This window comes from Streptomyces coelicoflavus, assembly GCF_045041415.1.
Classification (GTDB): Bacteria; Actinomycetota; Actinomycetes; order Streptomycetales; family Streptomycetaceae; genus Streptomyces; species Streptomyces coelicoflavus.
Map to the genome: position 1 here is coordinate 6,450,948 of NZ_CP108218.1, position 12,873 is coordinate 6,463,820.

The following is a 12,873-nucleotide window of genomic DNA, read 5'->3' on the forward strand; positions in this document are numbered from 1 at the left end:
GGCGCTCACAGCTTCCCGCCCCGCCCGCCCTCGCGCCGGGCGGGCGCGATCAGCGTCGACAGATACGGCAACGGCGCACCGTCCAGCTCGCCCGCCGACCGCACCGACTCCTCCGGCAGCCCCAGCGCCGACCCCCACACGGCGTCGTCGAGCCGCCCGCTCTCCCGCAGCGCCTCCGCCACCTCGGCCGCCTGCCGGCCGAACTTGTAGGCGACGACCGTGCCCGGCCCGTGCAGCGCCTCCTTGAGCACCGCCGCCCCCGCCGTGACCGGCACCAGCGTCAACGGCTCCGTGCCCTCGGTCAGCACGGCCCCCGACCGCGCCGCGAGGTCCTGCATGGCGGTGATCCCCGGCACGGTCTCCACGACCGTCCCCGGCACGAGCACGCCCACGGTCTGCGCGAGATAGGTGAACGTGGAATACACGTTGGGATCACCGATGGTCGCGAAGGCGACGGCGGTATGCTCCCGCAGCAGCCCGGCCACCCGCTCCCCGGCCGCGTCCCAGGCCGCCTCGCGCCGCGCCCGGTCGGTGCGCTCGTTCAGCGCGAACACGACCCGCACGGTCTTCTCGGCGCCCACGTAGTGCAGCACGGTCGCCTCGGCCCGGCCGCGCTCGCCGCCATCCTGTCCATCGGATGCAGCCATCACCGGTACGACCACGACATCGGCGGCCCGCAGCGCGTTGACGCCCTTCACGGTCACCAGCTCCGGGTCACCGGGCCCGACCCCCACACCGATCAGCCTGCTGCTCATGACGTCCGGCACCTCTCCACGAACCGACGGGCGACACCGGGCTCGGCCGCCCAGTGCGTGTGCAGATAGCTCGCGTGCACACCGCGCTCCACGAATCCCTCGACGCGCCGCTCGGGCGCCCGCATCCCCCACGCCGGCGCCGCCCCGGCCCCCGGCTCCACCACGGTCCGGTGGAACTCGTGCCCCCGCAGTCGCGTCCCCGCGCCGGCCAGCGCACTGTCGGACACGGCCACGGCGTCCCGGTAGCCCAGCGTCAGCCGCTCCGACATCCGCGCGGAGGCGTCCAGCACCCCGCACATCGGCAACCCGTCCAGCTCCCGGCACAGGTACAGCAGCCCCGCACACTCGGCGGCGACGGGAGCACCGGAGAGCGCCAGCTCGGCCACGGACTTCCGCAGCCCCTCGTTGGCGGACAGCTCGGCGGCGTACACCTCGGGGAACCCGCCGCCGATGACGAGCCCTTGAGTGCCCTCCGGCAGTTCCTCGTCCCGCAACGGGTCGAAGGTGACGACCTCGGCCCCGGCGGCGGCGAGCAACTCGGTGTGCTCGGCGTAGGAGAAGGTGAAGGCGGGTCCACCGGCAATGGCGACGCGCTGGGGTGACTTCTTGCCCGGCCGAGACGGGATGGGGGTCCCCCCGCGCGAGCGCATTCGAGCGTGGGGGAGGGTGGGCACAGGCCCGGGGGTCCAGGGGGCGGAGCCCCCTGGCAACGGTCCGGCAGCCCGCGCCAACCCGACCAACGCCTCCAGATCACACCCCGCCGCAACCTGCGCACCCATCGCCGCCACGGCCTCCACCGCATCCGAGCCCCGCTCGGCAACCGGCACCAGCCCCAGATGCCGCGACGGCACGTCGACCGGCGCGGCCCGCCGCAACACCCCGAGCACCGGCACCCCGACGGAGTCCACCGCCTCCCGCAACAACACCTCGTGCCGGTCCGACGCGACCTTGTTGAGGATCACGCCCCCGATCCGCACCTCCGGGTCCCAGGACACGAACCCGTGCACCAGCGCCGCCACCGACCGTGACTGCGACGACGCGTCCACGACCAGCACCACCGGCGCCCGCAGCAGCTTCGCGACCTGCGCGGTGGACGCCAGCTCGCCCTCGCCGGCGGCCCCGTCGTACAGCCCCATCACGCCCTCGACCACGGCGATGTCGCACCCGCGCGCCCCGTGCAGGAACAGCGGCGCGACCAGCTCGGGCCCGCACAGGTACGCGTCGAGGTTGCGGCCCACCCGCCCGGTGGCGAGCGCGTGGTACCCGGGGTCGATGTAGTCGGGCCCGACCTTGTGCGGCGACACGGCGAGCCCGCGCCCGGCGAGCGCGGCCATCAGCCCCGTGGCGACGGTGGTCTTGCCGCTCCCGGACGAGGGCGCGGCAATGACCAGCCGAGGAACACCGGAATCCGGGGAGGTCACCACTCGATGCCCCTCTGCCCCTTCTGCCCCGCGTCCATCGGGTGCTTGACCTTGGACATGTCGGTGACGAGATCGGCGCACTCCACCAGCGCGGCGGGCGCGTTCCGCCCCGTGATCACGACGTGCTGGGTCCCGGGCCGCTCGCGCAGCACCGACACCACCTCGTCGGTGTCGACCCACCCCCAGTGCATCGGATAGGCGAACTCGTCCAGCACGTACAGCTTGTACGTCTCGGCGGCCAGGTCCCGCTTGACCTGTTCCCAGCCCTCCCGGGCCTTCTCCTCGTTGTCCAGCTGCGCGTCGCGCTGGACCCAGGACCAGCCCTCGCCCATCTTGTGCCAGTCGACCGATCCGCCCTCGCCGCTGGCGCCGAGCACCCGCAGGGCGTTCTCCTCGCCGACCTTCCACTTCGCCGACTTGACGAACTGGAACACCCCGATCGGCCACCCCTGGTTCCAGGCCCGCAGCGCCAGCCCGAAGGCGGCGGTGGACTTGCCCTTCCCGACGCCCGTGTGCACCACGACCAGCGGACGATTACGCCGCTGACGGGTCGTCAGCCCGTCGTCCGGCACGACACTCGGCTTGCCCTGCGGCATTACGCGGCCCTCCTGCTGCCCTGAACGTCCTTCACGAGCCCGGCGATCGAGTCCGCCCGCAGCTCGTCCAGCGTCACCGCCGTACCGCCCAGCTCACCCGCCAGCTGCCCGGCCAGCCCGAGCCGCACGGGCCCCGACTCGCAGTCCACGACGACGGAGGCGGTGCCCTCGGCGGCGAACAGCCGCGCGGCACGCCCCGCCAGCGCGACGGGCTCGGGACCACCCGTGGCCCGCCCGTCCGTCACGACGACCACCAGCGCCCGCCGCGCCGGATCCCGCAGCCGCTCCACCCGCAGCACCTCGTGGGCACGCAGCAGCCCGGCGGCCAACGGCGTACGCCCGCCCGTCGGCAGCGACTCCAGCCGCACCGCCGCCGCGTCCACCGACGAGGTCGGCGGCAGCGCCACGTCGGCCGCCGACCCCCGGAAGGTCACCAGTCCCACCTTGTCCCGCCGCTGGTAGGCGTCCAGCAGCAGCGACAGCACAGCACCCTTGACGGCGCTCATCCGCTGCCGCGCCGCCATCGACCCGGAGGCGTCGACGACGAACAGCACGAGGTTCCCCTCACGCCCCTCCCGCGTCGCCTGCCGCAGGTCGTCCCGGCGCACCACGAGCCCCGGCCCGCTGCGGCCCCGGGCCCGCTGGTGCGGCGCGGCGGCCTGCACGGTCGCGGCCAGGTGCAGCTTCGTCAGCGCGCCCCGCGGCCTCCGGGCGCCCGTCGTACGGCCGTGCTCGGTCCGCGCCCGCGAACGCCTCCCGGCGGCGCCCTGACCCAGTCCCGGCACGCTCAGCACCTTGGTGCGAAACGGCTCGGCGGACCGCGCGGGGGACTGCTCACCGGCACCGCCGGAAGGCTGCGGCTCGCCACCCTCCCCGGCTTCGGGGCGCGCGGCGGCGTCCCCGTCCCCCTGGGGCGCGTCGTCGGGCTCCGGCTGCCCACCGGGGCCGCCCCCGGGCCCCGGGTCCGGGTCGTCGTCCCCGTCCCCGTCCCCGTCGTCGGCCGGGCCGTCCTGGCCGCCGAACTCCTCCAGCGTCTCGTCCAGCTTGTCCTCGTCGAGCCCCGGCGCGTCGAAGGGATTCCGCCGCCGCCGGTGCGGCAGCGCCAGCAGCGCCGCCTGCCGCACGTCCTCCGCGAGTACGTCCGTCCGCCCGGCCCACGCCGCCAGCGCGGTGGCCGTACGCGCCATCACGATGTCGGCCCGCATGCCGTCCACCTCGAAGGCGGCACAGGTCGCCGCGATCTGCCGCAGCGCCCCGTCGCCCAGCCGCACCGACGGCAGCAGCTCCCGCGCCGCCACGATCCGCGCCCGTACGGCGGCCTCCTCGTCGGCCCAGCGCGCGGCGAAGGCCGCGGGGTCGTCGTCGTACGCCAGCCGGCGCCGGACGACCTCCACCCGCTGGTCGGGCTCGCGCGAGGCGGCGACCTCGACGGTGAGTCCGAACCGGTCCAGCAACTGCGGCCGCAGCTCGCCCTCTTCGGGGTTCATGGTCCCGACGAGCAGGAACCGCGCGGCGTGCCGCACCGACACACCCTCGCGCTCGACGTAGGAGGCGCCCATCGCGGCGGCGTCGAGGAGCAGGTCGACCAGGTGGTCGTGGAGCAGGTTGACCTCGTCGACGTACAGGATCCCGCGGTGCGCGTCGGCCAGCAGGCCCGGCTCGAAGGCCTTCACGCCCTCCGCCAGCGCCCGCTCGATGTCGAGGGCGCCCACCAGCCGGTCCTCGGAGGCCCCGACGGGCAGCTCGACCATGCGGGCCGCGCGCGAGGCGAAGGCGCCCGGCGCGTGCGGACCGTCCGGGCAGCCCGGGTCGGGGGAGTCGGGGTCGCAGGAGAAACGGCACCCGGAGACGACGTCCACCTCCGGCATCAGCGCGGACAGCGCCCGCACGGCCGTGGACTTCGCGGTGCCCTTCTCGCCGCGCACCAGCACACCGCCGACGGCCGGGGAAACGGCGTTCAGCACCAGCGCGAGCCGCAGGTCGTCCTGGCCCACGACGGCCGTGAACGGGAACGGGGTACTCACTTGTCGTCGCCCTCCAAATCGCCTTCGAGCTCCAGATAGGTGGCGCGCAGCCGCTCCAGCGTCTCCGCGTCCGGCTCCGCCCACAGACCGCGGTCGGCGGCCTCCAGCAGCCGCTCGGTGATGCCGCGCAGCGCCCAGGGGTTGGACTTCTTCATGAAGTCCCGGTTCTCCGGGGCGAAGACGTACTCGGCGCTGAGCCGCTCGTACATCCAGTCGTCCACCACCCCGGCCGTGGCGTCGTAGCCGAAGAGGTAGTCCACGGTGGCCGCCATCTCGAAGGCGCCCTTGTAGCCGTGCCGCCGCATCGCCGCCATCCAGCGCGGGTTGACGATGCGGGCGCGGAAGACGCGGTGGGTCTCCTCGCCCAGCGTCCGGGTCTTCACCTGGTCCGGGGTGGCGGAGTCGCCCACGTACGCCTCAGGGCTCTCGCCCGTCAGGTGCCGCACCATGGCGACCATGCCGCCGTGGTACTGGAAGTAGTCGTCGGCGTCCACGAGGTCGTGCTCGCGCGTGTCCACGTTCTTCGCCGCCACCGCGATCCGCCGGAACGCCGTCTCCATGTCCCCGCGCGCCGCACGCCCGTCAAGACCGCGCCCGTAGGCGTAACCGCCCCACACCGCGTACACCTCGGCGAGGTCCGCGTCGGAGCGCCAGTTGCGGGCGTCGATCAGCGGCAGCAGACCCGCGCCGTACGCGCCCGGCTTGGAGCCGAAGATGCGGGAGGTCGCCCGGCGCCGGTCGCCGTGCTCGGCGGTGTCCTCGTCGGCGTGGGCGCGGACGAAGTTCTGCGAGGCGGGCTCGTCCAGCTCCGCCACCGCCCGCACCGCGTCGTCGATCAGCCCCACCACGTGCGGGAACGCGTCCCGGAAGAACCCCGAGATGCGCACCGTGACGTCGACGCGCGGCCGGCCCAGCTCCGCGACCGGGACCACCTCGAAGCCCGTCACCCGGCGCGACGCGTCGTCCCAGACGGGACGGCACCCCAGCAGCGCGAGGATCTCGGCGATGTCGTCGCCCTGGGTGCGCATCGCGGACGTGCCCCACACCGTGAGGCCGACCGACTTCGGGTACTCGCCGGTGTCGGTCAGGTACCGCTGGATCAGTGAGTCCGCGAGCGACTGGCCCACCTCCCAGCTCAGCCGGGACGGGATGGCCTTCGGGTCGACGGAGTAGAAGTTGCGGCCGGTCGGCAGGACGTTGACCAGGCCGCGGGTCGGGGAGCCCGACGGCCCGGCCGGGACGTAACCGCCGTCCAGGGCCCGCAGGATGTGCCCGATCTCGTCCGTGGTCCGGGCGAGGCGCGGCACGACCTCGGTGCAGGCGAACTCCAGCACCGCAGCCGCGTCGGGGAGTTCGGTGCCGAGCACGTCACGGACCAGGTCCGGGACGGCCGCCGTGTCCCACGCCCGCAGCTCCAGGCCCTCCGCGATCCGCCGGCACAGCTGCTCGAGCAGGTCGATCGCGTCGGCCGCCGACCGGGCCGGGCCGTCCACCAGGTCCGTCAGCTCCACCGGCACCTTCACCGGGGCGCCCGGCTCGGCCAGCAGTTCCTTCTCGACCAGCCCGAAGTGCTCGGCCAGCGACGCCCTGAGGCCCGGCAGGGCGTTCGCCTGCCCGCCCCACACCTGCGAGGCGCGCAGCACCGCCAGGACCAGGTTGACGCGGGGCTCGCCGACCGGGCCGCCGCCCAGGACGTGCAGGCCGTCGCGGATCTGCACGTCCTTGATCTCGCACAGGTAGCCGTCGATGTGCATGACGAACTCGTCGAACGCGTCGTCGGCCGGCTGGTCGTCCACGTGCAGGTCGTGGTGGAGCTCGGCGGCCTTCACCAGCGTCCAGATCTGCGCCCGGACCGCCGGCGCCTTCGCCGGGTCCAGGTCGGACACGAGGGCGTACTCGTCGAGCAGTTGCTCCAGCTTGGCCAGGTCGCCGTAGGTGTCGGCGCGCGCCATGGGCGGGACGAGGTGGTCGACGACCGTGGCGTGGCCGCGCCGCTTGGCCTGGGTGCCCTCGCCGGGGTCGTTGACGATGAACGGGTAGATCAGCGGCAGATCGCCGAGGACCGCGTCCGGTGCGCAGCCGGCGCCCAGCCCCAGCCCCTTGCCCGGCAGCCACTCCATCGTGCCGTGCTTGCCCATGTGCACGATCGCGTCGGCGCCGAAAGTGTTGTCCAGCCAGCGGTAGGCGGCCAGGTAGTGGTGCGACGGCGGCATGTCCGGGTCGTGGTAGATCGCGATCGGGTTCTCCCCGAAGCCGCGCGGCGGCTGGATCATCACCACGACGTTCCCGAACCGGAGGGAGGCCAGCACGATGTCGTCGCCGTCCACGTACAGCGAGCCCGGCGGCTCGCCCCACGCCTCCCGCATGCCCTCCCGCAGCTCCGGGTCCAGCTTCTCGAACCACGCCCGGTAGTCGGCCAGCGGCACCCGCGCGGGCGCCGCGGCCAGCTGGTCCTCCGTCAGCCACTCCACGTCGTGACCGCCGGCCGCGATCAGCCGGTGGATCAGCTCGTCGCCCTCGGCGGGGTACCCGGTGACCCCGTACCCCGCGTCCCTCAGCGCGTCCAGCACCCGCACCGCCGACGCCGGGGTGTCGAGACCGACGGCGTTGCCGACGCGGGAGTGCTTGGTCGGGTACGCCGTGAAGACCAGCGCGACCCGTTTGTCGGCGTTCGCCTTGTGCCCGAGCGCCGCGTGCCGGACGGCGATCCCGGCGACCCGCCCGGCCCGCTCGGGGTCGGCCACGTAGACCGGCACCTCGTCCGGCCCCTGCTCCTTGAACGAGAACGGCACGGTGACGAGCCGCCCGTCGAACTCCGGGATCGCGACCTGCATCGCCGCGTCCATCGGGGACAGCGCCGCGTCCGACGCCTCCCAGGCGGCCCGGGAGGAGGTGAGGCAGAGCCCTTGCAGCACCGGGATGTCCAGGTCGGCCAGCGCACCGATGTCCCAGGCCTCCTCGTCACCGCCCGCCGAGGCCTGCGAGGCGTGCGTGCCGCCGGCCGCGAGGACCGTGGCGACCAGGGCGTCGGTCCGGCCCAGCAGCTCGTACAGCCCGGGGTCCGCGCCGCGCAGCGAACCGCAGTACACCGGCAGGGCGTTGGCGCCGCGGGCCTCGATCGCGTCGCACAGCGTGTCGACGAACGCGGTGTTGCCGCTCAGCTGGTGGGCGCGGTAGAAGAGCACGCCGACCGTGGGACGGCCCTCGGTGAAGGGGCGTTCGCCGTGGACGCCGTACTCCGGCATCTTCTCCGGCTCGTCGAAGCCCTCGCCGGTCAGCAGCACCGTGTCCGACAGGAAGCGGGCGAGCTGGGTGAGGTTGCCCGGGCCGCCCTCGACCAGGTAGCGCAGCGCCTCGGCCACCACCCCGGCCGGGACCGACGACTCGGCCATCAGTTCCGCGTCCGGCACGTTCTCGCCGCCCAGCAGGACGGTCGGGATGCCGGCGGCCCTGAGTGCGGCGAGCCCGTCCTCCCAGGCGCGTTTGCCGCCCAGCAGGCGCACGACGGCGAGGTCCGCGCCCTCGACCAGGCCCGGCAGTTCCTCGTGGACGTCGACCCGGGTCGGGTTGCCGATCCGGTAGGCGGCGTCCGACGCGCGGGCCGCCAGCAGGTCCGTGTCGGCGGTCGACAACAACAACACTGTGCTCATGCGGGCGCTCCCGGTGGAATGAAGGGCAGTCCTTGTGGCGCGCCGGACTCGATGAGCCGCCACAGCGCGTCGGTGTCCGCGTGGTGTTCGATCAGGTCGCCGAGCCGGTCGAGCTGCTCCTCGCGCAGCGCGGCGAACGAGGTGTCGGGGGCGGGCACGAAGCGGCGGCCCGCGGCGGCGGCCACCTCGCGGAGGAACGCCCGCCGGAAGCCGTCCGACTCCAGCGAGCCGTGCCAGTGCGTGCCCCAGGTCTGGCCGACCCGGCAGCCGTCCAGGCTGCGTCCTCTGTCATCAGAGATGAACGCATCACCTTCCACGACTTCGGCGACCCCGTGGTGGATCTCGTACCCCTCGACGCGCTCGCCGAGGGCCTCGCCCACCGGCCGGGTGAGGGTCTTCTCGCGGGCGAACCGCACCCGCACGGGCAGCAGTCCCAGCCCGTCCACGTGACCGGCACGCGACTCGACGTCGTCCTCGATGTGCTCGCCGAGGAGCTGGAAGCCGCCGCAGATGCCCAGCACGGGCCGCCGCTCCGCGACCCTCCGCACGAGCGCGTCCGCGAGCCCCCGCTTCCGCAGCCACTCCAGCGCCCGGACCGTCCCGCGCGTCCCCGGCACGATCACCAGGTCGGCGTCGGCCAGCTCCTCCGGCCGGTCCACGAACCGCACCACGACGCCCGGTTCGGCGGCCAGCGCGTCCACGTCCGTGAAGTTGGACATCAGCGGGACCGCGCAGACGGCGACCCGCAGCACGTCCTCGCCGACCGGCGGGGCGACGACGGACTCCCGCACGGTCCCGCGCAGGGAGACGCGCAGCCCGTCCTCCTCGTCGATGCCGAGCCCGTGCCGGAAGGGCAGCACGCCGTACGCCCGCCGCCCGGTGAGCCCGTGGAGCATGTCCAACCCCGGTTCCAGGAGCGACACGTCACCCCGGAACTTGTTCACGAGGAACCCGGCGACCAGCGCCTGGTCCTCGGGTGCGAGCAGGGCCACCGTGCCGAAGAAGGAGGCGAAGACGCCCCCGCGGTCGATGTCGCCGACGACGAGGACGGGCAGTCGGGCGCCCCGGGCGATCCCCATGTTGACGATGTCGGTGCGGCGCAGGTTGATCTCGGCCGGGCTGCCCGCCCCTTCGCAGATCACCGCGTCGTACGTGCCGCGCAGTTCGGCGAGCGAGTCGAGCACCGTGCCGAGCAGCCGCTCCTGGCGCCCGCCGTGGTAGCCGCGGGCGCTCATCTCGCCGACCGGCCTGCCGAGCAGCACGACCTGGCTGCTGCGTTCCCCGCCGGGCTTGAGCAGGACCGGGTTCATGTGCGCGGTCGGCTCCACCCGGCAGGCCTGGGCCTGCATGGCCTGGGCCCGCCCGATCTCGGCGCCGTCCCGGGTCACGAAGGAGTTCAGCGACATGTTCTGCGCCTTGAAGGGCGCGACCTTGACGCCCTGGCGCACCAGCCAGCGGCAGATCCCGGCGGTGACGACGCTCTTGCCGGCGTCGGAGGTGGTGCCGGCGACGAGCAGGCCACCGTTCATGACGTACGTCCCTTCGTGACGCCCCGGTTCCTCAGGGAGGCGGCCCCGCTCGCGAGCAGCCGTGCGCCCGCGCACACGCCCAGCGCCAGCCCGCCCACGCGCCGGGAGAGGCGTACGGCCCGGGCGATGTCGCCGGAACCGGCGCGTACGGCGCGTCCCGCGGCGCCGTTGAGGACGGGCCGGTGCTCCACCCGGCCGCCGTACGAGAGCGTCCCGCCCAGCCGCACGCCCAGGGCGCCCGCGAACGAGGCCTCCACGGGCCCGGCGTTGGGGCTCGGATGCCGCCCGGCGTCCGCACGCCAGGCCCGTACGGCGCCCCGCGGGTCGCCACCGGCGACGGTGGTCAGTACGGCGGTGAGGCGGGCGCCGGGCCAGCCCGCGAGGTCGTCGAGGCGGGCCGAGGCCCAGCCGTAGCGGCGGTACCTGGGCGACCTGTGGCCGACCATGGCGTCCAGGGTGTTCACGGCCCGGAAGCCGAGCAGGCCGGGCACCCCGGCCACGGCGCCCCACACCAGGGCGCCCACCACCGCGTCGGAGGTGTTCTCGGCGACGGACTCCACGACGGCCCGGGCGATCCCGTCGGCGTCCAGCGCCTGCGGGTCCCGCCCGCACAGGTGCGGCAGCCGGGCCCGGGCCGCCTCGACGTCCCCGGCGTCCAGGGCCCGGCCGATCGCGTCCGCCTCGCGGGCGAGCGACGTGCCGCCGACGACGGCCCAGGTGGCCGCCGCGGTCAGTGCGACCGAGGCGGCGGGGGAGCGGCGTACGGCACGGGAGGCGGCCAGCCCGAGGGCGGCAATGCCACCGGCGCACACGGCGGTGTGCAGGGCGCCCCAGCCCCGGTGGTCCCGCCACAGCACCTGTTCCACGGCGCCCGCGGCACGGCCGAACGCGGCGACCGGGTGTCCGCGGCGCGGGTCGCCGAGGAGGAGGTCGCCGAGGAGGCCGGCGGCGGCGCCGTACGCGAAGACGCGTCCGGCACGCATGGGCTCAGCCGGTCACACGGGCAGGAAGGCACCTGGTACTGGGCGTCGAGCGGTGGCGGCAGCCGGGCATCGCGTCATGTCCTCACTCAGGGTGTCCACGCCCTGGTTCGAAGAGTCCGGCGGTGAGAGTTCCTGGCTCCCGGGGGTCCTGATCCCCGGTCACAGTGGCGGGACCGCGCCGGATTCGCACCGGGCTTCCTCTCCTGCCGCCGTAGATGGCCCCGGAAGTCCACCACGGCCCGCGAACACCCGTCAACCTGGCGTTGACCTGCGGCGGGGGAGTGTGCGAAGGCCCACACCCCGAGGGTGTGCGCCGGCACGCGAAGAGGCGGGGCGCGGAACGGTTCGAGTCCGTTCCGCGCCCCGCCCCGGGGCGTGCGCGGTGGTGCGTGGAGCGCTCAGGCGACGATCAGATAGATCCCGTACGCCACCGCCGCCGTGCAGGCCGCGAAGCAGGCGTACGCGCCGGTGACCGCGAGGGCCGCGGAGCCGCCCTGGGCGGCGGCCCGCTCCTGGCGGGAGAGGCCGACGACGCCGAGGGTGAACAGGCTCACCAGGGCCACCGTGACCACGAGGCTGATGCCGAAGACGGAGCCGAGGGCTGCCCAGTCGATGCTCATGGAGGTTCGCTTCCTTCGTACCCGGGACGCGGGCTCAGACGGTGGTGGCCGACGGGGCCTTGGGATCGGCGGTGGCGGCCGGGGCCGGGACGGTGGCCGCCAGGTCCTCGGTCACGCCCGCCGGGGGCGGCGACACGGCGGCCATCGCCGTGGTGACCACACCGACCGGCTCGGCGGACCCGGGCTCCTCCGTGTCGACGACGTTGGTGTGGTCGACGACCTCGCGGCGGGAGATCCGCCAGATCGCGAAGCTGGACGCGACCAGGAACACCGCGACGAGGGCCGTGCCCCAGTCGCCGGCGCGGCAGACCCACTCGGCGAGCGCGGCGACCAGGGCCGCGGCCGGCAGCGTCAGGCCCCAGGCGACGAACATCCGGGTGGCCGTGGACCAGCGGACCACACCGCCCTTGCGGCCGAGGCCCGCGCCCATCACCGCACCGGAGACCGAGTGCGTGGTGGAGAGGGAGAAGCCGAGGTGGGAGGAGGCCAGGATGACCGTGGCGGCGCTGGTCTGGGCGGCGAAGCCCTGCTGCGGCTGGAGGTCGGTCAGGCCCTTGCCCATGGTGCGGATGATGCGCCAGCCGCCCAGGTAGGTACCGAGCGCGATGGCCAGGCCCGCGGACAGGATGACCCACACGGGCGGGTCGGAGTCGGGGGCGAGCGAGCCGCCGGCGATCAGGGCGAGGGTGATGATGCCCATCGTCTTCTGGGCGTCGTTGGTGCCGTGGGCCAGCGAGACCAGACCGGCCGAGGCGATCTGCCCGGCGCGGTAGCCCTTCGCGGAGGCCTTGCCGTCGGCCTTGCGGCCCAGCGAGTACGTCATCCGGGTCGCGAGCAACGCCGCGACGCCGGCCACGATCGGGGCGGCGATCGCGGGGAGGAGCACCTTGGTGACGAGCACGTCGCCGTTGACCGCGCCGATGCCGGCCGAGGCGACGGCGGCACCGATCAGACCGCCCATCAGGGCGTGCGAGGAACTGGACGGGAGTCCGACCAGCCAGGTCAGCAGGTTCCAGAGGATCGCGCCGACCAGTGCGGCGAAGATGACCTCGGGACGGATGCCGGTCTCGTCGACGAGACCCTTGGAGATCGTGTTGGCGACCTCCACGGAGAGGAAGGCGCCTACAAGGTTGAGGACGGCGGACATCGCCACCGCCACCTTGGGCTTGAGCGCACCGGTCGAAATGGTCGTTGCCATCGCGTTCGCGGTGTCGTGGAAACCGTTCGTGAAATCAAACGCGAGTGCGGTTACCACCACAATCGCGAGGATCAGCGAGAAGCTTTCCATTTACCCA

General features: G+C 74.1%; 9 protein-coding genes and 1 riboswitch. All 9 genes read right to left on the bottom strand.

Annotated features, from left to right (window positions below; all coding sequences use genetic code 11):
* Positions 1-5: 5 nt before the first annotated feature.
* On the bottom strand, positions 6-755 hold the full coding sequence (cobI, locus tag OHA99_RS28895; RefSeq protein WP_153180489.1) for a precorrin-2 C(20)-methyltransferase: 750 nt from the start codon (positions 753-755) through the stop codon (positions 6-8).
* Positions 752-2,176, bottom strand: a complete 1,425-nt coding sequence (locus OHA99_RS28900; protein ID WP_405698344.1) for a cobyrinate a,c-diamide synthase — start codon at positions 2,174-2,176, stop codon at positions 752-754. The genes cobI and OHA99_RS28900 overlap by 4 nt, the downstream gene beginning before the upstream one ends.
* The gene (gene cobO, locus OHA99_RS28905; protein ID WP_153180491.1) at positions 2,173-2,772 is read right to left on the bottom strand and encodes a cob(I)yrinic acid a,c-diamide adenosyltransferase; all 600 of its coding nucleotides are present in this window, start codon (positions 2,770-2,772) and stop codon (positions 2,173-2,175) included. The genes OHA99_RS28900 and cobO overlap by 4 nt, the downstream gene beginning before the upstream one ends.
* A complete protein-coding gene (locus OHA99_RS28910; protein ID WP_405698345.1) occupies positions 2,772-4,796 on the bottom strand; it encodes a putative cobaltochelatase in 2,025 nt (674 codons plus the stop codon). The genes cobO and OHA99_RS28910 overlap by 1 nt, the downstream gene beginning before the upstream one ends.
* On the bottom strand, positions 4,793-8,446 hold the full coding sequence (cobN, locus tag OHA99_RS28915; RefSeq protein ID WP_405698346.1) for a cobaltochelatase subunit CobN: 3,654 nt from the start codon (positions 8,444-8,446) through the stop codon (positions 4,793-4,795). Before cobN ends, OHA99_RS28910 begins: the two co-directional genes overlap by 4 nt.
* On the bottom strand, positions 8,443-9,975 hold the full coding sequence (locus OHA99_RS28920; protein WP_405698347.1) for a cobyric acid synthase: 1,533 nt from the start codon (positions 9,973-9,975) through the stop codon (positions 8,443-8,445). Before OHA99_RS28920 ends, cobN begins: the two co-directional genes overlap by 4 nt.
* On the bottom strand, positions 9,972-10,958 hold the full coding sequence (locus OHA99_RS28925; RefSeq protein WP_405698348.1) for a cobalamin biosynthesis protein: 987 nt from the start codon (positions 10,956-10,958) through the stop codon (positions 9,972-9,974). Before OHA99_RS28925 ends, OHA99_RS28920 begins: the two co-directional genes overlap by 4 nt.
* Positions 10,959-11,084: 126 nt before the next feature.
* Positions 11,085-11,160, bottom strand: a riboswitch (cobalamin riboswitch).
* A gap of 196 nt (positions 11,161-11,356) precedes the next feature.
* Positions 11,357-11,578, bottom strand: coding sequence for a hypothetical protein (locus OHA99_RS28930; RefSeq protein WP_381549951.1), 222 nt, complete (start codon positions 11,576-11,578; stop codon positions 11,357-11,359).
* Between the two features lie 34 nt (positions 11,579-11,612).
* On the bottom strand, positions 11,613-12,866 hold the full coding sequence (pitH, locus tag OHA99_RS28935) for a low-affinity phosphate transporter PitH (RefSeq protein WP_153180497.1): 1,254 nt from the start codon (positions 12,864-12,866) through the stop codon (positions 11,613-11,615).
* Positions 12,867-12,873 lie beyond the last annotated feature (7 nt).

Bases quoted from the DNA above. Each gene is read 5' to 3' on its own strand.
- pitH (WP_153180497.1), bottom strand. From the start codon at position 12,866: ATGGAAAGCTTCTCGCTGATCCTCGCGATTGTGGTGGTAACCGCACTC.
- cobN (WP_405698346.1), bottom strand. From the start codon at position 8,446: ATGAGCACAGTGTTGTTGTTGTCGACCGCCGACACGGACCTGCTGGCG.
- cobI (WP_153180489.1), bottom strand. From the start codon at position 755: ATGAGCAGCAGGCTGATCGGTGTGGGGGTCGGGCCCGGTGACCCGGAG.
- OHA99_RS28930 (WP_381549951.1), bottom strand. From the start codon at position 11,578: ATGAGCATCGACTGGGCAGCCCTCGGCTCCGTCTTCGGCATCAGCCTC.
- cobO (WP_153180491.1), bottom strand. From the start codon at position 2,772: ATGCCGCAGGGCAAGCCGAGTGTCGTGCCGGACGACGGGCTGACGACC.
- OHA99_RS28925 (WP_405698348.1), bottom strand. From the start codon at position 10,958: ATGCGTGCCGGACGCGTCTTCGCGTACGGCGCCGCCGCCGGCCTCCTC.
- OHA99_RS28920 (WP_405698347.1), bottom strand. From the start codon at position 9,975: ATGAACGGTGGCCTGCTCGTCGCCGGCACCACCTCCGACGCCGGCAAG.